Origin of the sequence: Asaia sp. BMEF1, from assembly GCF_051628905.1 — a bacterium.
Taxonomy (GTDB): domain Bacteria; phylum Pseudomonadota; class Alphaproteobacteria; order Acetobacterales; family Acetobacteraceae; genus Asaia.
Window position 1 is genome coordinate 1,875,185 of record NZ_CP157575.1, and the last position, 23,543, is coordinate 1,898,727.

The 23,543-nt window shown below is 61.1% G+C and carries 19 protein-coding genes and 1 tRNA gene; 11 read left to right on the forward strand and 9 right to left on the reverse strand.

The window, feature by feature from the left end:
* Positions 1-239 precede the first annotated feature (239 nt).
* Positions 240-1,124: an aldo/keto reductase gene (locus tag ABHV46_RS08145; RefSeq protein ID WP_438381075.1), complete on the reverse strand. Its 885-nt coding sequence runs from the start codon at positions 1,122-1,124 to the stop codon at positions 240-242.
* Positions 1,125-1,322: 198 nt separating this feature from the next.
* Here ABHV46_RS08145 and hisG point away from each other — a divergent pair, with 198 nt between their 5' ends.
* The 7 genes from hisG (at position 1,323) to ABHV46_RS08180 (ending at position 5,690) form a co-directional block, all read left to right on the forward strand.
* Positions 1,323-2,030, forward strand: a complete 708-nt coding sequence (gene hisG / locus ABHV46_RS08150) for an ATP phosphoribosyltransferase (protein ID WP_336947450.1) — start codon at positions 1,323-1,325, stop codon at positions 2,028-2,030.
* Positions 2,027-3,334 carry a histidinol dehydrogenase gene (gene hisD / locus ABHV46_RS08155; protein ID WP_336947451.1) on the forward strand — a complete coding sequence of 436 codons (1,308 nt, stop codon included), beginning with the start codon at positions 2,027-2,029 and terminating at the stop codon, positions 3,332-3,334. Before hisG ends, hisD begins: the two co-directional genes overlap by 4 nt.
* Before the next feature lie 145 nt (positions 3,335-3,479).
* Positions 3,480-3,698, forward strand: a complete 219-nt coding sequence (gene infA / locus ABHV46_RS08160) for a translation initiation factor IF-1 (RefSeq protein ID WP_023979930.1) — start codon at positions 3,480-3,482, stop codon at positions 3,696-3,698.
* A gap of 10 nt (positions 3,699-3,708) precedes the next feature.
* Positions 3,709-4,317, forward strand: a complete 609-nt coding sequence (locus ABHV46_RS08165) for a Maf family protein (RefSeq protein WP_438381076.1) — start codon at positions 3,709-3,711, stop codon at positions 4,315-4,317.
* Positions 4,318-4,327: 10 nt separating this feature from the next.
* A complete protein-coding gene (locus tag ABHV46_RS08170; protein WP_438381078.1) occupies positions 4,328-5,404 on the forward strand; it encodes a ribonuclease E/G in 1,077 nt (358 codons plus the stop codon).
* Complete coding sequence (locus tag ABHV46_RS08175) at positions 5,401-5,586, forward strand: DNA gyrase inhibitor YacG (protein WP_336947454.1); 186 nt, start codon at positions 5,401-5,403, stop codon at positions 5,584-5,586. The genes ABHV46_RS08170 and ABHV46_RS08175 overlap by 4 nt, the downstream gene beginning before the upstream one ends.
* Positions 5,587-5,614: 28 nt before the next feature.
* Positions 5,615-5,690 (forward strand) — tRNA-Phe (locus ABHV46_RS08180).
* Positions 5,691-5,812: 122 nt separating this feature from the next.
* On the opposite strand, the gene ABHV46_RS08185 is transcribed toward ABHV46_RS08180, so the two are convergent.
* The gene (locus ABHV46_RS08185; RefSeq protein WP_438381080.1) at positions 5,813-6,049 is read right to left on the reverse strand and encodes a DUF805 domain-containing protein; all 237 of its coding nucleotides are present in this window, start codon (positions 6,047-6,049) and stop codon (positions 5,813-5,815) included.
* A gap of 296 nt (positions 6,050-6,345) precedes the next feature.
* Complete coding sequence (locus ABHV46_RS08190; protein WP_438381081.1) at positions 6,346-7,077, reverse strand: SDR family NAD(P)-dependent oxidoreductase; 732 nt, start codon at positions 7,075-7,077, stop codon at positions 6,346-6,348.
* On the opposite strand from ABHV46_RS08190, the gene ABHV46_RS08195 reads away from it, so the two are divergent.
* Positions 7,068-7,532: a hypothetical protein gene (locus tag ABHV46_RS08195; protein ID WP_438381082.1), complete on the forward strand. Its 465-nt coding sequence runs from the start codon at positions 7,068-7,070 to the stop codon at positions 7,530-7,532. The two genes, ABHV46_RS08190 and ABHV46_RS08195, sit on opposite strands and share 10 nt — an antisense overlap.
* Entirely contained in the window at positions 7,529-8,467 is a 939-nt protein-coding gene (locus ABHV46_RS08200) for an AraC family transcriptional regulator N-terminal domain-containing protein (protein ID WP_438381083.1), read from the forward strand. The genes ABHV46_RS08195 and ABHV46_RS08200 overlap by 4 nt, the downstream gene beginning before the upstream one ends.
* 427 nt (positions 8,468-8,894) lie before the next feature.
* On the opposite strand, the gene ABHV46_RS08205 is transcribed toward ABHV46_RS08200, so the two are convergent.
* Entirely contained in the window at positions 8,895-11,054 is a 2,160-nt protein-coding gene (locus ABHV46_RS08205; protein WP_438381084.1) for a protein-disulfide reductase DsbD family protein, read from the reverse strand.
* Between the two features lies 1 nt (position 11,055).
* Here ABHV46_RS08205 and hrpB point away from each other — a divergent pair, with 1 nt between their 5' ends.
* Together hrpB and ABHV46_RS08215 are read left to right on the forward strand one after the other, a co-directional pair.
* Positions 11,056-13,578, forward strand: coding sequence for an ATP-dependent helicase HrpB (hrpB, locus tag ABHV46_RS08210; protein ID WP_438381085.1), 2,523 nt, complete (start codon positions 11,056-11,058; stop codon positions 13,576-13,578).
* Between the two features lie 358 nt (positions 13,579-13,936).
* Complete coding sequence (locus ABHV46_RS08215) at positions 13,937-15,388, forward strand: sugar porter family MFS transporter (RefSeq protein WP_438381086.1); 1,452 nt, start codon at positions 13,937-13,939, stop codon at positions 15,386-15,388.
* A gap of 31 nt (positions 15,389-15,419) precedes the next feature.
* On the opposite strand, the gene ABHV46_RS08220 is transcribed toward ABHV46_RS08215, so the two are convergent.
* From ABHV46_RS08220 to ABHV46_RS08240, 5 genes are all read right to left on the reverse strand, one after another.
* On the reverse strand, positions 15,420-17,615 hold the full coding sequence (locus tag ABHV46_RS08220; protein ID WP_438381087.1) for a TonB-dependent siderophore receptor: 2,196 nt from the start codon (positions 17,613-17,615) through the stop codon (positions 15,420-15,422).
* Positions 17,616-17,793: 178 nt separating this feature from the next.
* Positions 17,794-20,844, reverse strand: a complete 3,051-nt coding sequence (gene ydiJ, locus ABHV46_RS08225; protein WP_438381088.1) for a D-2-hydroxyglutarate dehydrogenase YdiJ — start codon at positions 20,842-20,844, stop codon at positions 17,794-17,796.
* Between the two features lie 120 nt (positions 20,845-20,964).
* Complete coding sequence (locus tag ABHV46_RS08230) at positions 20,965-21,318, reverse strand: hypothetical protein (protein WP_438381089.1); 354 nt, start codon at positions 21,316-21,318, stop codon at positions 20,965-20,967.
* A 62-nt stretch (positions 21,319-21,380) separates the two neighbouring features.
* A complete protein-coding gene (locus tag ABHV46_RS08235) occupies positions 21,381-22,793 on the reverse strand; it encodes an ATP-binding protein (RefSeq protein WP_438381090.1) in 1,413 nt (470 codons plus the stop codon).
* Positions 22,794-22,811: 18 nt separating this feature from the next.
* Positions 22,812-23,492 carry a winged helix-turn-helix domain-containing protein gene (locus ABHV46_RS08240; RefSeq protein WP_127103456.1) on the reverse strand — a complete coding sequence of 227 codons (681 nt, stop codon included), beginning with the start codon at positions 23,490-23,492 and terminating at the stop codon, positions 22,812-22,814.
* Positions 23,493-23,543: the final 51 nt, after the last annotated feature.

Sequence of the window (23,543 nt, forward strand, 5' to 3'; positions counted from 1 at the left end):
CTTACAAAAAATCAATTAAATCGCTTTTTGCGCCAGACACTGCCATCCAAGGTCAGCGACTGAGGTCGGGCGGCGGGCGTGAAACGTCCAGCCTCCGCCGCTCGGCATCTGCCGTACAGCGACACGAAGCACAGAAGAGATGCAAAAAACAATACTAACCGATCAACCTCAATTGTAGATCAGATTCAATACCTTATATATCCGCAAAGGGCGTCAATTTCAGTGACGCCCTGTTACGATCAGAACGAGGCGGTATCGGGGTCGGGTCCCGTGCGGCCATCTTCGCGATCGAGCGTGGCAATGCGCTTCATGTCGTCCTCGTCGAGGGTGAAATCGAACACATCGAGATTCTCATCGAGGCGCTCGGGTTTTGCAGATTTCGGGATGACGATATTGCCTTGGTCGAGATGCCACCGAATGGTCACCTGACCCGGCGTCTTACCATGTTTTTTCGCGATACTCGTGATGATCTCTCCATCCAGCCCTGTGCCCCGGCCCAGCGGGCTCCAGGCTTCGGTACGGATATCGAGCGACTCGTTGAACGCACGAAGCGCCTTCTGCTGAAAAGCAGGGTGCAGTTCGATCTGGTTGATTACAGGCTTGACCCCAGTTGCTTCAATGAGCTGGGTCAGGTGCTCGGGCTGAAAATTGCAGACGCCGATCGACCGGACGCGCCCTTCATTCTTGAGCTTTATAAGCGCCTTCCAGCTTTCGACCGCAAGGCCGGTCTTGGGCATGGGCCAATGGATGAGATAGAGGTCGATGACGTCCCGACGCAGTTTACGGGCGCTCTCATCGAAGGCGCGTAGCGCGTTGTCATAGCCGAGATCGCTGGCCCAGAGTTTGGTGACGGCGTAAAGCTCGGGATAATCCTGCAACGCATCGCCAACGCCGCTCTCGTTGCCGTAGAAAGACGCCGTATCGACCATGCGATAGCCCACCTTGGCAGCGTAGCGCACGATTTCAGCCGTTTCGTCTGCCGGGGTTTTATAAACGCCGAGCCCGAATTGCGGGATGCGCGTACCGTCATTGAGACTGATATGATGCTGCCCCTCACCGGCGCGTGGCGTGGCGGATGAAAGCCCGGGGGTGAACTGTTCGGAGGTAAACGCATTGGGGGACATGACACTCTCCTTTTTTCGCGTCTGGCGTGGTTTATGCCACCGATCTAGCGGCCCGATACGCAGCGGGTTTCAAAACGAGACCGAAAACCCGTCATCAAACCTTGAGCAGACGCTCCCGAAAAACCCGATCGTCTTTGATAAAAACTCTTCGTGCTGCTGGTTCTTGACCGGAAGACTCTGTGTTAGAAACGACCTGTCATGATCGCTGCACCCGAAACCCTGTCTCACGCCCCGTCCGACGCCACGGATGCGCCCCTCATTCTGGCGCTGCCGAAAGGGCGCATTCTCAAGGCGCTCGGCCCCGTGCTCGAGCGCACCGGGCTGTTCGAGGATGGCAGCGCGATCGGCGAAGGTACGCGCAGCCTGCGCTTTCCAACGCTCGACCCCAATGTCGATGTGGTGCGCGTGCGCTCTTTCGATGTCGCGACTTTCGTGGCCCATGGGGGCGCGCAGATAGGCGTATGCGGCGCCGATGTGCTGATGGAGTTCGATTACCCCGATATCTATGCCCCGCTTGATCTGGGCATCGGTGGCTGCCGCATCTCACTCGCCCGGCCTGTCGGGACGGGCACGCATGATACGACAGCCGCCAGCTCGCATATTCGCGTCGCCACAAAATATCCGACCATCACGCGTCGCCATTTTGCCGCCAAGGGCGTGAATGCCGAAATCGTGCATCTGCACGGCGCGATGGAGCTGGCGCCTACGCTCGATATGGCGAGCGTCATCGTCGATCTGGTCGATACCGGCTCAACGCTCAAGGCCAACGGCCTGCGCGAGACCGATGTCATCGCCCATGTCACCAGCCGCCTCATCGTCAATCGCGTTGCCCTGAAGACCCGTCCCGACGCCATTCGTGCCCTGATCGAGCGCTTTCGCAACGCCTTGCAGGAGAATGCCGCATGAAATGGCTCCAGAGCAGCGACACGGATTTCGAAGCCCGACTGGGCAGTCTTCTGGCCGATCGCAGCGCCGTCGAAACCAGCGTCAGCACCCCCGTTCGCGATATCATCGCCGCCATACGCGCCCATGGCGATACGGCGCTTTGCGACTACACCGCGCGCTTCGACCGGCTGACCCTGACACCTGAGACCATTCGCATCTCCGAAGCCGAAATCGCGCGTGAAGCGGACAAGGTCGACTCAGAGCTGATGGACGCCCTGACCCTGGCCGCCACGCGTATCGAGGCGTTTCACCGGGCACAGATGCCGTCCGATCTTTCCTATACCGACGATGCCGGTCTGACACTCGGCATGCGCTGGACATCGCTCGATGCGGTCGGCCTCTACGTGCCCGGCGGCAAGGCCGCCTATCCGTCATCCGTGCTGATGAATGCCCTGCCCGCACGCGTGGCCGGAGTCGAGCGCATCGCCATGTGCGTGCCCTGCCCCGATGGCGTACTCAACCCGCTGGTTCTGGCCGCGGCCCGTGTCTGCGGCGTGAGCGAGATCTATCGCGTCGGTGGTGCTCAGGCCGTGGCCGCCCTCGCTTATGGCACGGCAAGCATTCCGCCGGTCGATCGTATCGTCGGGCCAGGCAATGCCTATGTGGCCGAAGCCAAGCGTCAGGTCTTTGGCCATGTTGGCATCGATTCGATTGCAGGCCCGTCCGAAGTCGTGATCGTGGCCGATAATCGAAACGAACCGCGTTTCGTCGCACTCGACCTGCTGGCTCAGGCCGAGCATGACGAACTCGCCCAGGCCGTGCTGATCACCGATGATTCCGATTTTGCAAAAGCCGTGGTCGCAGCACTCGAAAACGAGCTTTTGACCCTGCCGCGCGCTGCCATCGCTGGCAAATCATGGGCCGATCACGGGGCTGTCGTCATCGTGCGCGATTGGGCAGAGGCCGCACAGATCGCCAATCGCTTTGCCTCCGAACATCTGGAAGTGATGCTCGACGACGCGCAAGGCTTTGCCACGCAGATCCGTCACGCAGGCGCGATGTTCCTGGGGCGCAACTGTCCCGAGGCCGTGGGTGATTATGTGGGCGGGCCGAACCATGTTCTGCCCACCAGCCGCACGGCACGTTTTGCTTCCGGCCTGTCTGTTTTCGACTTCCTCAAGCGCACGACCTCCATCGCTGCCGATGCCAATGGCCTGCGCGCCGTGGGTCCTGCCGGTGTCGCGCTTGCCCGTGCGGAAGGACTGGGCGCCCACGCGCTCAGTCTTTCCGCACGACTCGACGCGCTGGGATGGAATCAGGGCTGATGCGACCCTTTTCGCCCCGATAGAGTACCAAGAAACTTGACGTAACGGCTCGCAGCCAGCACATACGCGGCAGAATTTTCCTGCCCGGGGCTGGCACGGCCCCTTTTTCTGGCCTGTTCCAGCTTCAATCTCGACAAGGACCCCAATGTCAAAAGAAGACATGATCGAATTCAGCGGCACCGTTACCGAGCTGCTTCCCAATGCCATGTTCCGCGTGACCCTCGACAACGAACACACCATTCTCGCCCATACCAGCGGCAAGATGCGCAAGAACCGTATTCGCGTTCTGGCCGGTGACCGCGTCAATGTCGAAATGACGCCGTACGACCTGTCGAAGGGCCGCATTACCTTCCGCTTCAAGTAAGAGCATTTTCGTGACGGACGGCATACGGCCGGAACTGATCCTCGCTTCGGCATCGCCCCGGCGGGTCGATCTTCTGCGCCAGATCGGTCTCGTTCCCGACTGCATCGACGCTGCCGATCTCGATGAATCGCCACGCCAGAACGAGACACCGCGTCTCTGCGTTGCGCGTCTGGCCCGATCGAAGGCCGAGACGGTGGCGGCACGCACCGCCAACCCGGCTCTCATTCTTGCAGCCGATACGCTGGTTGCTGTCGGTCGGCGCATTCTGCCGAAGGCCGAAGACCGTGCGACCGCTGAACGCTGTCTGCGCCTGCTCTCAGGCCGTCGCCATACCGTTCTGACCGCAGTCTGTGTCATGCCGAGCGCGTCCTGGACCGAGGGCCGTGCAGTCGAACGTCTGGTGGAAACCGACGTGACTTTCTCTCGTCTGACCGATTCCCAGATTGCGGCCCTGCTCGATCAGGGTGACTGGCAAGGCAAGGCCGGCGGCTATGCGCTTCAGGGCGCGGCGGCTTCGGTCATACGCTATGTAGGGGGTAGCCCGTCCGCTGTGATCGGCCTGCCGCTTTTCGAAACCGCCCAGATGCTGCGCGGCCAGTCCTTCCGCTTTCTGGCGTGAGCGTTCTGGCGTGAGAGAGTGCCGTATCGCCTGGTCGCCGGGCGAGGCACGCATTGCCGTCTGCGATGGCGATGACCTGATCGATTTTGCCCTATGGCGCCCCGGCATGCCCGATGGCTATGGCGATACGCATCTTGTCAGAGTGCAGAAGGCTGCCCCTGCGCTCGGCGGGGCCTTCGTCACGCTTGCCGATAACAGCACCGGCTTTCTTACCGGCACGCATCAGGAAGGCGCACTGGTCGCCGCCCGGGTGACGCGCAGCGCCCAGAATGGCAAGGGATTGCGTCTCAAGCCGCTCCCCGATGCAGCCCGCGAAGGCGATGCCCCCCAGCTCATTGCGTATGGCCCGACGCCACTTGAGGATATCGCCAAACGCTATCCCGATCTTGCCTTGTGCTGTGACGACCCCGCCCTCACGGCGCTTATCCCGGCGGCGTTGAGGCCGCGTATCGACCGCGTCCCTCAGGCTTTCGACGCGGTGCTCGACGCCAGTTGCGCCGCGCTTGCCACGCCAGAGGCCCTCTTGCCGAACGGGATGCGCGCCACCATCACCCCTACCCCGGCCCTGACGGCCATCGATCTGGATGATTCTGCCCCCGACCAACGCCGCCAGATGGACGGCTTTACCGCCAATCGCAATGCCTTCCCGGCTCTGGCACGTGAAATACGCCTGCGTAATCTGAGCGGGGCCATTCTGATCGACCCGGCGGGTGTGCCGCTCCGTAAGCGCCCGGCACTAGGCAGCTTTCTCGCCGCCGCCTTCGCCGATGACCCGATGCAGCCCAAAATGCTCGGGGCTACTGGCCTCGGCCTGCTCGAGATCGTGCGAGTCAGGGGGCGCGCGCCCCTGCATGAGACCCTCTTCAGCCCCGGCGGTCGTGGTCTTTCTGCCTTGAGACAGATCCTGCGTGACAGGAGCGACAAGAGGGCGGGCGGCAGCCCGGTGCTGCGTGCTTCACTCGCCGTCGTGCGGGCTCTGGAGAGCGACCCCGAGGCGCTGGCACAATTCGCGCTCTGCTGGGGTGCAACGCTGACCCTGACGATGATGCCCGATTACCCGGACGCCTATTGGAGCTTCACACCATGAGCCTCTGCCCCATCTGCAAGCGCCCGACCGAGACGGCGTTTCGGCCTTTCTGCAGCAAGCGCTGCGCTGATATCGATCTCGGGCGCTGGTTCAACGAGAGCTACAGCGTGCCGTCAGTATCGGAAGACGATGAGGAAAAAAACGTCTTTCCCCCGCTTGATCAGCATGACGGGTTAGAGTAAACCCCCTTTCACACCGTATGGTGACGGTGCCCAAGTAGCTCAGTTGGTAGAGCATGCGACTGAAAATCGCAGTGTCACTGGTTCGATCCCGGTCTTGGGCACCATATCTTTTCCTGAAAAATCTGTTTCTGCTTCTGACGGGTCCAAGATGTCCTGTGCGCAGATGCGTTTCGACGTTCTAGGCCGGATAGACCTGGAACATACACAGTCGAGAAAACGGCGCCGCTCAGCTCGCCCAGGGCAGGAAACTGATCTTCCCGAAACGGTTTTCACCAGGGTCACCCTTTTTGAAAACCAGGACCAACAAGCCGATTACCGTAATCAGGGCAATCAGATAGACCCAGCCTGACCAGCCGCAGTCATGGCAGCGTCGAACGCCAGCAGCAATCGATGCGATCGAAAGAAAAATAGCGATCACGATCTCAATAATCAGCAAACCAAGGACGACGATCTGCCCTTCCACGCTGTGACTATCGAAGGGTGCGGCTCCCATCGCGGCCACGCGTGCACAAGCGGGCATAGAACAGCCCGCAGGCAATGATAAAGATCGCATAATCCGCTCTGGAAGTACGTCCCTGAAACTGAAATGCCTGTTTCAGTCCCATCAAAATAGCGTCCATATTCTTGTTCCTTATTCAGTCTTTTTCGCCGCTTTAGGCAGAAAGAAAGAATCGGAACGGCACTATTACGCGACAAAGTTATGCGGGAGTAAAAAGCTCTTCCCGCACTCCGATATGAGCCGGGAAGAGCCTGCTTAACTTAGGCCAGCAGACCGCCATCGACGGCCAGTGCCGATCCCGTGATATAGCTCGAACGCTCGTTGACCAGAAACGACACCACATTGACGATGTCCTCGATCTCGCCATAGGCGCCGGTCGCGACGAAGCTGGCAAGCACCTTCGCCGCCTCGGTATCGGACGGGTTCATGGCCGTATTCACCGGCCCCGGCTCGACGACATTGATGGTGATACCGCGGTCGCCAAGGTCACGCGCTACGCCCTGGGCGAAACCGCGCAATGCTGCCTTGGTGCTCGAATAGAGCGACAGACCGGGCAGAGGCGCACGGCCACCGAAAGACGAGCCCATCAGAAGGATGCGGCCACCGCGCTGCATGTGCTTGACGGCATGCATGGTCTCTATCATCGGGCCGCGCACATTCAGATTGAGCCCGGCCTCGATGACCTCAGGCGTGATGTCGTCGATCGTGCCCTTGGGATACATGCCGGCATTGCAGACCAGCACATCGAGACGACCGAAGACGCGGATTGTTTCCGCAACGACCTTCTCATTCCCCTCGACAGTGCTGCCATCGGCATGAATGGCGAGCACACGGCGCCCGAGCGCCTCGACTTGCCTGATCGTATCCTGTGCGCTCGCCGCATCGCGAGGATAGGAAAAGGCGATGTCATAGCCTTCGCTGGCAAGCTGGCAGGCAATACCGGCGCCGATACCGCGGCTGGCACCGGTCACGAGAGCGATTTTTGCAGTCATCAATCTGTTTCCCTGTTCTGGAAAATGGCAAGAAAGGCGTTCAGCCCGAGATATTTGAGGGCATCGGTCACGAGAATGAATTCGAGCATCGCTCAGGCCTGCAACAGGCGACAGGAGCGATCCAGAGCCCTGCAATTCCTGCAGAACTCTCTGAGCATCTCTCGTCTTTGGGCCGCAGAGAGGCGAATTTTTCCTCGTTCGAGCCTGCCGATCTGCTCGCGCCATACGCGATACAGAAGCCGGATATCCTTCCGGCGCGCCGTCGTCCGGCACGTCTCGGCAACATTTCCGTTGCGGGATGCGAGGATACGGTTCTGCATGGCAGGCTCCTTTTCGGGGTAAAACACCTGTCCCTTTCGGACAGGCGCAGATTGCCCAGACAGAGCCCGAACGCGTTATCTCAGGATTCCGAAAAACTTGCCTTTTTTTCCCATGATGCGATGCTCAAGCCATGATGAAACAGGAAAGCACCGCGCAGCTCGAAGAGGTTCAGGCGCTGGTTCGTCTTCATTGCCCGCGCAAGAGCACGAAGACCGCCATCGACTATCTGACGCTCTATCACTCCGACACGACCACGGACCCGCTACTGGTCGTCTATCAGCCGCGCATCTACCTCATCATCCAGGGCGCGAAGACCATACGCATCCACAAGCGCAGCTTCGATTACGACCAGAACCATTATCTGGTCGCGACAGTCGATCTGCCGCTTTCAGGCCATATCACCCGCGCCTCGCCGGATGAGCCTTATCTCGCGGCCTGTATCGCCTTCGAGCCCGCTGAAATTGCCGAGATCATTGCGCAGACCCATGCCGATCCCGGGCTGAAAACGCCGATGCGCGCCAGTCTCGGCCTCAGTCCGGTCACGCCTGACCTGCTGGACGTGCTGCGCCGCCTGCTTCTTGCCCTCGACCACGAGCAGGACAGGGATTTTCTGGCGCCTATGCTCAAGAGAGAGATGATCTACCGCGCCCTTCAGGGGGACCAGCGCCACGTGCTGCACGAAATAGCCGATCAGAAGAGCGATGCGTCGCGTATCAACCGCGCGCTGGCCTTTCTGCGAGCGCATTTCATGGAGGAAACCGAAATGGCGCATCTGCCGCGCCTGGCCGGGATGAGCCAGTCGACCTTTTACCGGAAGTTTCAGGAGGTGACAGGCATCTCCCCCGTGCAATACCGCAAACGCCTCAGATTGCAGGAGGCCCGACGCCTGATGCTGAGCGATGATCGGCTGGCGGCCGATGCGGGCTTCGCCGTGGGCTATGAAAGCCCCTCGCAATTCACGCGGGAATACAAGACAATTTTCGGGCTTCCGCCTCATCAGGACGTCACACGCATTCGCACGATCGGTGTGGAGCGCTACCGTGAACTGAACGAGGATGTCTGGATCTGAAACCGCCTGTCGCGATGCATTGCGTTACACGATCAGGCCGCCCGGCTTGTTGGCCGACGCGCCTTTTGGGCGCAGTCTTGCCGGAAAAAGACTGAGGTATCGTTATGCGTCATCTGTTCGTTTGCGGCGTAGTTTTAAGTCTGACTGCATGTTCCCATCCCCAACCGCCGGAGGATGAGAGCCGCGCCGGACTGCTTCGCCCCGTCGCCTCGACGGGCAGCGCTCCGTCGAAAAACGCGTCAGCCCCCGATCATAAGCCTCATGGCCATATGTATATGGGCTCGGGTATGGGCGCCTCGCCGCTCTGACCTGCCATCCGGCAAGTCTGAAGAGTGCCTGCACTGCTTGTCCGTACCGCTCTCTTCGCTAGAGGCAAACAAGCAGCTCAGGGTCTGAGCCTGATGGCTCTGCGTGAGACGCGCGACCTTTACTTAATCGCGTCGAGCACGCCTGAAACGGTCAGGATCTGCGGCAGAACAACGCCCTCTTTATGAGGCGCATAATAAACGTAGAGCGGCACGCCATCGCGTCCATGCGCGCGCAGATAGGCGCTGATGGACTCGTCGCGATTGGTCCAGTCGCCCTTCATGTAGGTGATGCCCTGTGCCTCGAACGCCTTGCGTACCGGTGCGGCCTGCAACGCTACGCGCTCATTGACCATGCAGGTGATGCACCAGGCCGCCGTCATATCGATGAAAACCGGCTTGCCTTCTTCACGCAGTCTGGCGAGACGATCAGGCGAATAGGCTACGCTTCCTGCCTCTGCCCTGGCCTCCGCGGGTGCGCTGGCCGCAACCCCGTTATCGATGCGTGCCAGACCGATCCCTGCAAGAACCAGCACGAGTACGGCCAGCACACGCCCTACGATCACGCCCGGCGTGGCGCCCTTGATCATGGCCTGTCGCTGCGTCGTTCCGAACAGCCAGGCCACGAGGCCGAGCGCCACCGCACCGCCGAGCCCGACAGGCAGGATCATTGCCCCGCGCTGCACGCAGGCCACCCAGAACAACCAGACAGCCGTGCCCAGAAGCGGGAATGCAAGAGCCTGCTTCAGCACGGCCATCCATGCGCCGGGTTTGGGCATATGGCGCGCCAGAAAGGGAATGGTGGCAATCGCGACATAAGGCGAGGCCAGACCGAACCCCATGGCCAGAAACAGCGCAAGCCCTGCCCAGGCCGGGCCGCTGAGCGCCGCCGCGATGGCGGCCCCCATGAAAGGGGCCGTGCAGGGTGTGGCGACGATCACGGCCAGCAACCCGGTGAGCATATCACCCCAGATGCCATGACGCGGTGTCACATCCTGACCGAGACGCCCCAGCGTCACCTCGAAAACACCAAGAAGATTGAGCGCCATCATGACCAGCAGCCAGGCAACACCGACCACGAAAATCGGCGACTGGAACTGAAAGCCCCAGCCAGCAGCGGAGCCGACGCTGCGCAGCACAATCATGGCCAAACCAAGCGCGGCGAAGCTGCCCATCACCCCGGTCGTATAGGCAAGAGCGCTTCTGATCTGCTCATGGCGATGGCTGCCACCCAGACGCGCAAGCGAAAATGCCTTCATGGCCAGAACGGGGAAGACGCAAGGCATCAGATTGAGAATGAGCCCGCCAAGAAACGCAAAAATCAGCAGACGCCACAATGCGGCCTGAGCAGGCGCAGGCGGCACCGCCTCAGCCGGCGTGGCTGAAGCCTGCGCCGTCTGAATCCACAGCGCGGTCTGCTGACCGGCCTGATCCTGCAGCACCACGATCCCGGCCAGCGAGGCGGGCTTATGCGCCGCATCGATCCAGTTGAGCTTGAGCGTCAGACTACCCTCGCTCACTGCCAGTTTCTGCGGCGCCACCTGATCGATCACCCCGGTCTCTGACGGCATGAACCACGCGCGTTCGATGCTCGCCGGAGAAAGCCCTTTGCCGCTCAGACTCAGCACCCCGTCAGAGGCAACAGAGGCGGCAAAGGGGGACGGAACAGGGCTGGCCTGAGCGGCATGAACGAAAAGCGGCCCTTCGGCCGAGCTGTTGGCCGCGCTCTTGCCCGCAGGCAGGGAAAGCGCGAAATCGCCTTGCTCGGGCACGCAGGTGGCTGCGCAGACCAGCCACTCCGCATGAGCCTTGAGCGTTACCGCGCCCTCCTGCCCTTCGAGCTTCAGCATCTGAGGCAGCAGCACATCGCCCGTATAGGCGTAAGACATCAGCCCGCCTTCGCTGATGCGCACAGGGGTAGGGAAATCGATCGTCTCGCTCTGCCCCGTCATGCCGCCACTGGCCGTGACCTTGAGGGTCGGCGGCTCACCGGCATCGCCTGCATTGAGCCAGTAAGTGTGCCAGCCGGGTTTGAGCTGAAGGCGCAGCCCGACATGGAGAGTCGCCCCTGCCGCCACGCTGTCGCGGTCAGTCACCAATGTTGCGGTATCATGCGAGGAAACGACCGGATCGCTCGAGGCCGCGAAAGCCGGTGCCTTGCCTAAGGCAAGCAGGAACAGAGGCAGAGACAGGACAAGAAAAGACAGCTTACGCAGCATCAGACCGATCGCATCGTTGGAAGAGAATTGCCGACCGCCCCAGGGACGCGCCATAGAGGTCATTATGACCGGTCCCGTATTGCCCGCCAATCTCATTTCGCTTCCCGTTCTTCCTGTCTCGGCCGTCCTGCCGGAATTGCAGGACGTGCTGGCCTCCGGCCGCAATGCAGTGCTTGTCGCGCCACCAGGCGCAGGCAAGACGACTTTGGTGCCGCTTCATCTTTTACAAGCCCCCTGGCGTGAAGACGGGCGGCTTCTCGTAGTCGAACCGCGACGCGTGGCCGTGCGCGGCGCCGCCCACCGCATGGCATCCCTGCTAGGCGAGGAGACCGGCAAGACGGTCGGCTATCGCACGCGTACCGATTCTGCCGTCAGCGCCGCAACGCGTATCGAGGTCGTGACCGAAGGGCTATTGCTGCGCCGTCTTCTGACCGATCCGCTTCTTGAAGGCGTAGCCGCCATTCTGTTCGACGAAGTGCATGAACGCTCGCTCGACCTCGATACGGCACTGGCCTTTGCACTCGATCTGCAACGCACGCTGCGCCCCGAATTGCGCCTGGTCGCCATGTCGGCCACGACCGATGGGCGCGCTTTCACCGCCCTGCTCGATGGCGCACTCGTCGAGAGCGAAGGCCGTGCCTTTCCTCTCGATATCCGCCATGCCAAGCGTGATATCGCCGCCCTGCGTGAACTGCCTGAAGCCATGGCACGCAGCATTCGCGGCCTTATGGCTGAAGAAGAAGGCGATCTGCTGGCCTTTCTGCCGGGCGTTGCGGAAATCAGACGCTGCGCCGCCGCCCTTGCCGGGCTGGATGCGCTGATCCTGCCGCTCTACGGTGAACTCGACACGCGCGAGCAGGATCTGGCGCTCAAACCGTCTGTGCGGCGAAAAGTGGTGCTGGCCACCGCCATCGCCGAAACGTCCCTTACCGTGCCCGGCGTGCGTCTTGTGATCGATGGTGGTTTCAGGCGCGAGCCACGTCTCGATGTCGGCTCGGGGCTCTCACGTCTGGAGACGCTGCGTATCTCACGCGCCACGGCCACGCAACGCGCGGGCCGCGCCGGGCGTGAAGCACCGGGCATAGCCCTGCGCCTGTGGACCGAGGCCACCGGGCGCGCGATGATCCAGCACGACCTGCCTGAGATCCTGAGCAGCGATCTTGCCGGGCATTGCCTCGACGCCGCCTCATGGCACGACATCATGGGTACGGCACCCGATGCCCTGGCTCTGCTCGATGCCCCGCCCTCAGGCGCAAGACAGGCCGCCATCGCCCTGTTGCAGACGCTCGGTGGGCTGGACAAAACAGGTAGGGTCACGCCGCTCGGCACGTCTATGGCGCGTCTCGGCGCACAGCCCCGTCTGGCCGCCATGATGTGCGCGGCCAAAACGCCGGTCGAAAAAGCCACCGCCGCCGCCCTCGCCGCCCTTCTGGAAGAGCGCGATCCGCTGCGCCCCCGGCCCGTGCCGGGGCAGCGCACGCCTGTGACGCCCGCCGATATCCAGTCGCGTCTGGCGCTGATCGAAGGGGCAGAGCATCATCCGAGCGCCGACAGAGCGAGTCTTGCGCGCATACGCCAGTCGAGCCAGCGTTATCAGAAACGCCTTGGCCTTTCCCAGCGCCTGCCCCCCGACCCGAACTGCGCTGCCGCCCTTCTCACGGCAGGCTTCCCGGACCGGGTGGCCATGGCCGCTGGCGAGACCGGACGCTATCGTCTGGCTGGCGGTGGGTCTGCGAGGCTGAGCGCCATCGACCCGCTGGCCCGCGAAAAGCTTCTGGTCGCGCCTGCCCTGCACACACGGACCGCTACCGAAATCTGTCTGGCCGCGCCCCTTGACCTGGACAACCTGCCCGGCCCCCTTCTGGCCAGAACGGAAGAACAGATCGAAACGGCGCTCGACACCGCGACGGGCGGGGTCATCGCCCGCCGCAGGCTGCGCCTCGGGTCGCTGGTGCTGCGCGACCGCTCGACCCCTGCCGACCCGGAAGAGATCCAGGCGCTGCTTCTCGCCCGCATTCGTGCCGATCTGCCAGCCAGCCTGAACTGGAGCGGTTCCTGCCAGCAATTCCGCGCCCGGCTGGCTCTGGCGCGCGCCCATCTCGACGAGTCTCTGCCATCTGCCGATGATGAGACCCTCGCCGCCACGCTTGAGGAGTGGCTCCTGCCCTATATCGATGGCATGACCAAACTCTCTCAGATTCAGGGCCTTGATCTGCTCTCGCTGCTGCGCCAGAGGCTCGATTACGCCCAGCTCAGACAGCTCGATCAGGAATTGCCGACCAGCCTCAGCCTGCCGGGCGCGGCCCCCGCCATCGACTATCTCGAGCCGATCCCGACCATTTCCGCGCGGGCTCAGGCTTTTTACGGGCTGAAGGAAACGCCGCTTATCGCGAGGGGCAAGGTAAAGCTGCAATTCGCTCTGCTCTCTCCCGCAGGTCGGCCACAGGCCATTACCGCCGATATCGCCGCTTTCTGGCAGACAGGCTGGCCCGATATGCGACGCGACATGCGCGGCCGCTACCCACGCCATGACTGGCCCGAAAACCCCGCTCTCGCGAGCCCGCCACCGCCCAGACACCGTTCCTGAGAGACGCCCGTACTCCAGAATGAGAAACTGTGCCGGAAAACGCCCCGCAAGCCGCAGCATCAGCTCCGGCCGCGCCCGCACAGGCGGCATCGTAAACCGATATCGCAGGAGCCATGCCGTCAGGCAGACGGCGTAAAGGCGCACCCGGCTGCGCGATAGAACATTTTCATGATAGAATATAACACATAAAAGTGAATATCTCACTCGGTTCAATGAAACCCACCATTTCACTCTGTTTGCGGAAACGCGGAGCCGATTGATTAGCTTTCAGCACGAAAACTTGTCTTTCGATTCGCAAAATTACCTCTCACCTCTTTCGGAACCGAACTGACCTTTCCGACCGGGATGAGACACGACCATGACTTCGGGCGCCCCCCTCCACTCTTCTCCTCCTTCGCCGCCGTCGCGCCGCACCCACCCCGCACTCTCCTCCAGCGGGCAGAGGCGCGTCTTTATCGCTTCCTGCGTGGCAGGGCTGGCAGGCGTTCTGTTCGGTTACGATCAGGGCATCATCTCGGCGGCACTTCTGACGCTCGGTGACAGCTTTGCGCTCGATACGCTCGGCAAACAGGCCATTGCAGCAGGGATGGTCGCGGGGGCGCTGCTGGGCTGCATGGGAGCCGGGCCGCTTTCGGATCGCTGGGGGCGGCGTCTGCTGGTGGGGCTCGCTGGAGCCCTGTTCCTTCTCGGCTCGATAGGCTCGGCCATGGCCATGTCGCCGACCGAACTTACCATCATGCGTGTAATTCTGGGCCTTGCCGTGGGTGGCGCAAGCCAGATCGTACCGGTCTACATCGCCGAACTGGCCCCCGCCGCCCGACGCGGCAGGCTGGTCCTGCTGTTTCAGCTTGCGATTGTCGGTGGTGTTCTTGTGTCGTCGCTCATCGGCTGGGCGCTGAGCGGCAGCCCGTTTCTGATCCGCCTGCTCAGCCAAGGCGGCGACTGGCGCATGATGTTCCTGCTTGGTGCCGTTCCGGCGCTGATGTTGCTGATCGGTCTGATCTTTCTGCCCGAAAGCCCGCGCTTTCTGGCTTCGAAAGGCCGGGAGGACGAAGCTCTCGCCATCTTGCGCAGCCTGCGCGGCCCGGATGAAGACCCTGAGGCCGAGATGGCCGAAATCCACGATGCCGCCGGGCAACGCGGTAGCTGGCGCCTGCTCTTTTCGAAGCGCCTGCGCCCCGCCCTCATCGCCGGCACCGGGCTTGCGATGTTCAGCCAGGTGACAGGCACCAATGCCGTGCTCACCTACGCCCCCACCATTCTCGCTGGCGCTGGTTTCGACCGTAATTCGGCCCTGCTGATCTCGATCGCCATCGGCGTAACGATTACGGTTGCTACCATTTTCGGCTTCTGGGCGGTCGATCACTGGGGCCGTCGCCGCCTCATGCTGCGCGTCCTTCCCGGCTCCATTCTCGCCCTGATCGTACTTGCCTTCGTATTTTTCGGCGGCGACCCACAAGGCATCGGTAAGAGCCTCGCCGTGGCCGGGCTGCTGCTCTATGTGCTTTGCACTCTGGGCAGCATCAATGCCTCGCTCTGGCTCGTCGGGGCCGAGGTCTTTCCGCTTTCGGTGCGCGGCAAGGGGATGGGTCTCGTCACGGTCTCGCACTGGTCTTTCGACCTGCTGATTTCGATGATCACACTATCGATCATCGAGACCATGGGCGTTTCAGGCACCTTCATTCTTTTCGCCGGGCTTACGACCTTGGCTTGGCTGTTCATCCGCCGCTGCATTCCCGAGACAAAAGGCCGGTCGCTCGAAGACATTGAGCGCAGCCTGAATACGGGCGATTTCCTGTTACGCTCCTGATCGCACGCGTTGGCGTCCCTCAAGCAGCGCCTTACCAGCGCTGCGACAGGGTCACGAACACGGCGCGACCCGGCGCCCAGGCGCAGGCGACGTCGCGTGTGCACATCGCAACATATTTGCGATTGGCGATATTGGTGCCGTTAAACTGGATGCGCGTGCGGCCCCGGTCGATATGGGCCTGCAAATCCCAGACAAGCTGCGACGGCACGGTGAAGGTCAGGGGAATGGACCCTGCGGTATTGCCTGTATAGCGCATGCCTGCGCCAATACCGGCCTGCCACAGCGCCGAGAAAGCGACATCGCGCTTCAAAAAAAGCGAGGCCATATGCGACGGGATCGCGACAGGACGCTGCCCAATCTGGCTCACCGTATTCGATTTCAGAACGCGTGGGTCCTGATAGGTAAAGCTCGCAATGAAATCGATCTTGTAAGGGAGGCGCCCTACGCCTTCGAATTCGAAACCACGGGTTCTCTGTCGCCCGGTCTGCACGCTGAATGACGTGTTATTCGGATCGGCGGTCAGGACGTTATCCTGCACCAGATTGAAGAAATCGGCTGTGAGCATGAAATTTTCGACGCCACGCAATGGGGTCGCGGGCTTGTATTTCACGCCGGCCTCGATCTGCTTGCCGGTGGTCGGCACGAACGCGGCACCCGCAAAGGTGGTGCCTACCTGCGGCTGGAATGAGGTAGCGTAGGAGACATAAGGGTTGAGCCCGATAGCAGACTGGTAAACCAGCCCGACCCGCCCGGTGAAGGCGTTATTGTTCTGCGGTGTGCGCCCGCCGGTCAGGTTGTTGACCGTCATGCTTTCGGTGAAATCGCCACGACCTGACAAAGTGAGATACCAGCGCTGCCAGTTGGCCTGTTCCTGCGCGTAGATACCGGTATCGGTTTCGGTCTCGTTGGTGCTGGTATTGGTGGCGTAGCCGGGCCAGGTAATGGCGCGATAGACCGGCGCATAGAGATTGAGCGCAGGCGCTGCACGCTGGCCACGACGATTGGCCAGAAAATCGCTGCGGAAATCGACGCCGGTCAGAATTTCATGATGAATGGGGCCGGTATGAAAAACGACGTCAGAACGCGTATCGAGGGTGACGTTGTTGTAATTGCCCTGCTGGTTCAGCGCCGTGCGGTTGATGCTCCGCTGGTCTGCCGAAAGCGACGAGGTGGTGACGAAACGATAAAGCACGTCGAGATGCGCGTAACGCATGTTCTGCGTGAGCGTCCAGTTGGGCAGGATATGACGCACCAGATTATAGCCCACCGCGACCTGACGTTTGGAATACACGTCATAATCGGCATCGCTGCTTAAGAAGTTACGGGCGATCTGCCCCCATTTCGACGGCAGCACCGTGCCGCGAGCAGGCAGAAACTGCGCCGTCGAGCCTGCGTCGAGTTGCTCGAAACTGGTCAGCAAAGTGGCGATTGTCTTGTTATCGGGACGCCAGCTCAGCGAGGGCGCGACATAGATCTCGTTATTCTTGATGTTCTTCGCATAGGTGTCGGATTTGCGGATCAACCCGTTGAAACGCCAGAGCAGCGTCTTGCGGCTGTCAAGCGCCCCACCGACATCAACCGCGCCCTGAACGCGCCCGTATGACCCGGTCTGAAAATCGATTTCGTTCACCTGATCGAGATGCGGGCGCTTGCTGATCGCATTGATGATCCCTCCCAACTGCCCCGAGCCATAGAGCGCCGAAGAGGCGCCGCGCAGCACATCCATTTCTTCCAGCCCCCAGGGTTCGATACTGAAGCTCTGCGAGCTGCTGGCATCGGGCGCCCGCGTGCCATCGAGATAGATATCGGGTGTGAAACCACGGATCGTCCCGAAATAGCCGCGAGGGTCGTCCTTCGATCCGTAATCGGAAACCCCTGCCGCATAGCGCACCGCTTCGGACAGGCTGCGCGCATTGAGCGTGCTCATGCGCTCCTGCGTGATAACCGTAATATTCTGCGGCGTCAGTTCCAGCGGGGTCGAGGTCTTGGTGGCGCTGCTCGCGGCCGCTGGCAGAAACCCGCCACGCTTGCCTGACACACGGATGATTTCGTGCACGCCCCCCTTCTGCTTTGGAGCCGCCTGCGTCTTCGATGCCGGGCCTTGGGCCGGTTTCGCAGGATCGGCCGGTTTCTGCTCTGCCGCCCGGACCGGATGAGAAATCCCCCCAAACAAGGAAAACGAGACAAGCGCAGACAGACACAGGGCAGCACGATGCGTGGCGGACATGTTTTTCCCGAAACAATACGATCAGCTGTCGTTACAAATGAGAACGTTTCTCATTTGCATTCCGGGTCGATAAAAATTCGTGCTCCTGCTGTCAATCGACCGTTGCGATCGCGTGACCTGTGAGGAAAATCTGTGGTGATTATGTCACGTCATGCACGCGCCAGCAGTGCGCGACACATCACGGCGCAGACGGGGCGCCACGCAGTCTTTCGAGCAGAACCATCAATGGATGATCGAGCGTCTGCCCTCTGAAACGCTTCACCTGACTGCGGCAGGAATAACCGCTGGCGAGGAAGCGCTTTTCTGCCTGCCGGTCGAGATGCGCACCCCACGATTGCTCGAAAATAATACGCGAGGTATCCACATTGCGCGCCTCGTGACCGAAGGTGCCAGACATGCCGCAGCATCCGGTTTTTTCCAGATGCAGAGTCAACCCGACACGCGCAAACAGGGCCTGCCAGTCACTACCCGATCCAGCGAGTGCGGTCTTCTCCGTGCAATGGCCGAGAAAGACATGCTGTGTGCCCTTGCCCGTTCCGGTGGCGCTGCGATCAGGTAGCGCCCTGAGCAGAAATTCCTGCGGCAGTAGTACATTGGGCAATGTCTCGATGCCCGGAATTTTACGGTATTCCTGCCGGTAAACGAGCGTCATGGCCGGATCGAGCCCGACAATCGCCACGCCGGAGGCCCCAAGTGCGCGCAGCCATGAGGCGTTACGCTTCGCCTGGCTGGCGAACAGTCCGAGAAAGCCATGCACATGCAGCGGCTTGCCGCAGGCCCGGCTCTCGGCAAGATAGACATCATAGCCGCAACGAGAGGCCAACTCGATCAGCGCGCAGACGAGGGGTGTCTCGAAATAACGCGTGAACAGATCGGGCATAAGAATCACGCTACGTGATTTCTGTTCCGGCGTAAGCGCCGCCAAAAGCGCCGGGCTGGCAGGCTGCACACCCCAGATACGGCAGGTTTCGGCCAGTTTCGCTCCTTGCATGGCAGGCATGTCTACAAGACCGAAAAGACGCTTCCCAAGCGCCTGCACCACCGAAAGCCTCGTGCCCGCATTATAGAGCGGGGCGCAACGCGCCATCAGGGGCAGCGCATATTCGATCGTACCGACCAGATAGTCGCGCAAGGGCCGCGCGTAACGCCGATGGTAAAGACTGAGAAAACGCGCCCTGAAATCCGGCACATCCACCTTTACCGGGCACTGGCTGGTGCAGGATTTGCAGGCAAGGCAAGTGGCCAGAGAGTCGTAAAGCTGGTGGGAGAAATCGAGCGGCGCAGCAGCGCGACGGCGCAGCAGCGCGCCCAGAATCTGCCACGCAGATGGCCGCGCTGCCTCGAGCGCCGCCACATCCGTGCCAGCACCGGCCTGAAGACGCAGCCATTCGCGCAGCAACGACGCGCGGCCTTTCGGCGAAAACCGCCTATCACGCGTTGCCTTCCAGGACGGGCACATCGGGTCGTCCTGATCGTAATTGAAACACGCCCCATTGCCGTTGCAATGCATGGCCGTGCCGAACCCCTTCCAGACCGGGTCGGGGATCTGCCTGTCCTGTGCGCCGCGCAAAACCACGTTATCGACACGCAATAGCGGGCGATCCGACGAAGCTGGTGCGGCGATCTTGCCCGGATTGAGCTGGTTATAAGGGTCGAAAACCTTCTTTATCTTCTGAAGGAACGGATAAAGCGGTCCGAAAATCTCGGGAACATATTCCGAACGCACGCCCTTGCCGTGTTCGCCCCAGAGCAGACCGCCATAGCGGCGCGTCAGGGCGAAAACCGCATCGCTGAGCGGGCGAATGCGCGCCGCGTCCTTCGGGTCGCGCATATTCAACAGCGGGCGCACATGCAGCACCCCGGCATCGACATGGCCGAACATGCCATAATCGAGTCCATGCCCATCGAGCAGGGCACGAAATTCGGCGATGAAATCAGCCAGTTTTTCCGGCGGCACTGCCGTATCTTCCACGAAAGGCTGCGGACGGGCTTCACCCTGAACGTTCCCCAGCAGCCCCACGGCGCGCTTGCGCATGGCATAGACCTGCGAAACGGCTTGGCGCCCCTCTGCCAGCGTATGGCCACGGCGCGGTACCGTCTCGTCCTGCTTCAGATGCGCGAGAAAAGCCGCCACTTTCTCACGCAGCGCGACCTCGTCATGCCCCGCGAATTCGACAAGGTTGATCCCCTTGGCCGGACCGGCTTCATCTTCGGGAAAATAGCTCTCGACCGAATTCCAGACGAAATCCTGCATGGCCAGACCCAGCACCTTGGAATCAATCGTCTCGATCGATAAAGGGCTGAGGCCGATCAGCGCCCGTGCATCGCGCAGCGCCTCCATGAAGCTGCCATAGCGGATATTGACCAGAATGCTGTGCTTTGGAATGGCAAGCAGGTTGAGCCTCGCCTCGGCCAGCAGCCCAAGCGTTCCCTCCGAGCCGCAGATCAGGGCGGTGAGATCGAACCGCCCTTCTTCATCGCGCAGATGACGCAGATCGTAACCGGTCAGGCAACGATTGAGCTTCGGAAAGACGCGCTCGATCGTCTCCTTTTCCTGCTCATAGATACCGGCAACGCAGTCATGAATGCGCGCGACATGGCTCGTGCCCTGACGCTGCGCAGACAGAGCAGCCGCGTCGAGCTTCTCGCTGCACAGAATGTCACCGCCAATCAGAACGGTGGAAAGCCCCAGAACATGGTCACGCGTCTTGCCATAGGTGCAACTGCCCTGCCCGCTGGCATCGGTGCTGATCATGCCGCCGATCGTGGCGCGATTGGACGTTGAAAGCTCGGGCGCAAAAAACAGGCCGTGCGGGGCAATGGCGGCGTTCAGCTGGTCTTTCACCACGCCAGGTTCGACGCGCACCCATTTCTCTTCGACATTGATTTCGAGAATACGGTTCATATGCCGAGAGAGATCGACAACTATACCATTGGTCAAAGACTGGCCGTTTGTTCCCGTGCCGCCACCGCGCGGCGCCACCACGACATCACGAAATTCGGCTTGACCTGCAAGATGCGCGAGACAGACAAGATCGGCCCGATGTTTCGGAAAGACAACAGCCTGAGGATAGCGCTGATAAATCGAATTATCGGTGGCATGGACGAGACGCGTATCGTGATCGGTTTCAATCTCGCCGCGGAAGCCGGCCCTACGAAGCGCGTCCAGAAAAGCCGCATGATGCCCTGAATTACCGGGCATCTTGTCGAGAACAGCGATCATGGTCATGGCCGGTCATCCATCGTCAATTGCACGCCAGAATTTCCCCGGCCGTGCCGGATGACGCACGCCCCTGAATTACCCCGAACCCGCAGTGAACGATAGTAGAGACGAGAGAAGCGCGGGCTCTCAGGAACGCATGAGAACGACCAGCGCCCGTCGCTCTTGGGTGATTCCCGAACGCAGATGACCATGGGCGCAGAGTGCCTCGCCTTCATGCTCGAGATACATGACCTGGCTGACGACAGGGGCGGGGGCGGTCAACGATTGCCGCAAAGTGCGATGCACCTTGCGCGCAAGCGTTTTGCAATAATCGAGTGTATCGCTGGTGACGGCCATCGGAACGGCCTCAGTGCGCGTAGGGGTCACAATCGGACTAGCAAGCGTCCCAGCCTTGGCCGTGCCGGGCAGACCAAGGGTGCAAGTCAGGCAGAAAAGCGCAATGGCAGTTTGGGTCATATAATCGATACTGAGCAGGTCCATATTGCATCACGATGGGCGACGCATGAAACCTTGGTTAAGTGGTCAGTTTCTAGGGAAACGTCTTAGTTCAGCCCGGCTTCCTCGACGGGCAGACTAAGCACCACGCGCAGACCACGCTGAAGCGGCTCGAGAGTCAGACTGCCACCATGGAGCTGCGCCACAGCCTGAACGAGCGACAGCCCGAGCCCGGCACCAGGAGTGTTGCGCGCCTGATCGGCACGAAAAAATCGCTCCGAGGCGCGGGCCAGATCTTCCGCAGACATGCCCGGCCCTTCATCGGTCACGCTGATGCGCACCAGAGTGCCCGACACGCTGGCCCGCAATGTGACTGTCGTTTCGGCAGGCGAGAATTTGATGGCGTTATCGATCATGTTCGCCACGGCCTGCTGAATGAGACGTGCATCGCCATGAAAGAACAGGCGCTGTGGCAGATCGAGCGCAATCTGCAGCCCGGCCTCTTCTGCCGTTGCCTCATAAAGTTCAACAATATCATGAAGCGGTGTGATGAGATCGGTTGTTTCGAAAGCTGCCCGCCGCGCCCCGGCCTCGATCTGGGCAATGCGCATCAGTGCGTCGAAAACAGCCGTGACATGATCGAGATCGGCCACGGCGCGATAGATCGCGTCATGCATCTCTTCGTTCGTGCGCGCATGAAGCGCGGCATCCTCCAGTCTGTTGCGAGCGCGGGTGATAGGCGTGCGCAGATCATGCGCAATGGAGTTCGATACTTGCTTTACGCCTTCCATCAGCTTCGAAATACGGTCGAGCATCCGGTTGATGGAATGGGCCACGAGATCGACGTCATTGCCGACAAGCGGCATGCGCTGGCGCATGTCGCCATTGGCCAGGGCTGTCGTCGTACGCGCGATGGAACTCAGAATGCGACTGAAAATGCCCCGGACCACCCAGGCGCCGCCCACTGCCAGCGCCGTGACCATAAGCCAGGACCAGATGAAGGTCTCGGTCAGCACGCGGCGCAGAATGTCGCGCCCCCTGATGTCGCGCCCGACCAGCAATTGCAGACCGTCCGGCAGCACATACGCATGCATCGCTGCCGAGGTTGTATTACCTGCCCGGCTGATCTTGAGCGTGTAGAATCGATCCGCGCGTTGCACGGCCTCGGGCCATGAGGGCATATTGCCAGCCAGACGCTGACCGCCAGGCGTGATCAGAAGATAGAGATCCTGATCTTCGACATCCTGATCGAGTCTATCCTGGATGGCCCGTTGCAGGCTCGAAAGCCCGCCCTGCATCCAGCGTTCGGCCAGCCCATGCGCATCGGCATCGACCGCTTGGCCCACCTCGCGCTCGAGCGCGCCGATCGTGTGCCACCATAGAAAGGTGAGGAACAGCGTAGCAGACAGGGCGAAGACCAGCCCGTAGCCCAGTGAAAAACCAAGCCCCGCCGAACGAAAGCGCCAGGCGCGCTTCCACCACAGACGAAGCATGGGAAAGCGCGACAGGCTGAACCTCATGAAACCGGCAAACCCTGCTTAATTGGCGCGCAGGATATAGCCTGCATTGCGGATCGTATGGATCAGCGCGGTTTCGAAGGGCTTGTCAACTTTCTGGCGCAAACGCGACACATGCACGTCGATCACGTTTGTCTGCGGGTCGAAATGGTAGTCCCAGACCCGCTCCAGCAGCATCGTGCGGGTCACGACCTGACCGGCATGACGCATAAGGAATTCCAGCAGACGGAATTCACGCGGTTGAAGATCGATTTTTTCCTCGCCACGCTTTACCGTGCGCGACAGCAGATCCATCTCGAGATCGGCGACGGTCAGCTTGGTTTGAGGTGCCTGCTCGGCACTGCCACGACGGGCCAGCGCCTCGACGCGGGCCAGAAGCTCAGAAAAAGCGAACGGCTTGGTCATGTAGTCGTCGCCACCTGCCTTGAGACCGGCAACGCGCTCATCGACGTCGGCCAGAGCCGAAAGAAGCAGCACGGGGGTGGCATTATTCTGCGCACGCAGCGTCTCGAGAATGCGCAAACCGTCAATGCCGCCTGGAAGCATACGGTCGAGAATCACGATGTCGAAATTCTCACTGACGGCGAGAAACAGACCATCCTTTCCGTTATCGGCTTCCTCGACAAGGTGCCCGGTCTCCTTCAGGCCCTTCACGATGAAGCTCCTGACGGTTGGATCATCCTCGACAAGCAGAATACGCATGGTCAGTCCTTGGGCTTCGAGGAAGGCAGTCGCTAGCAGGCGCACGCGTCG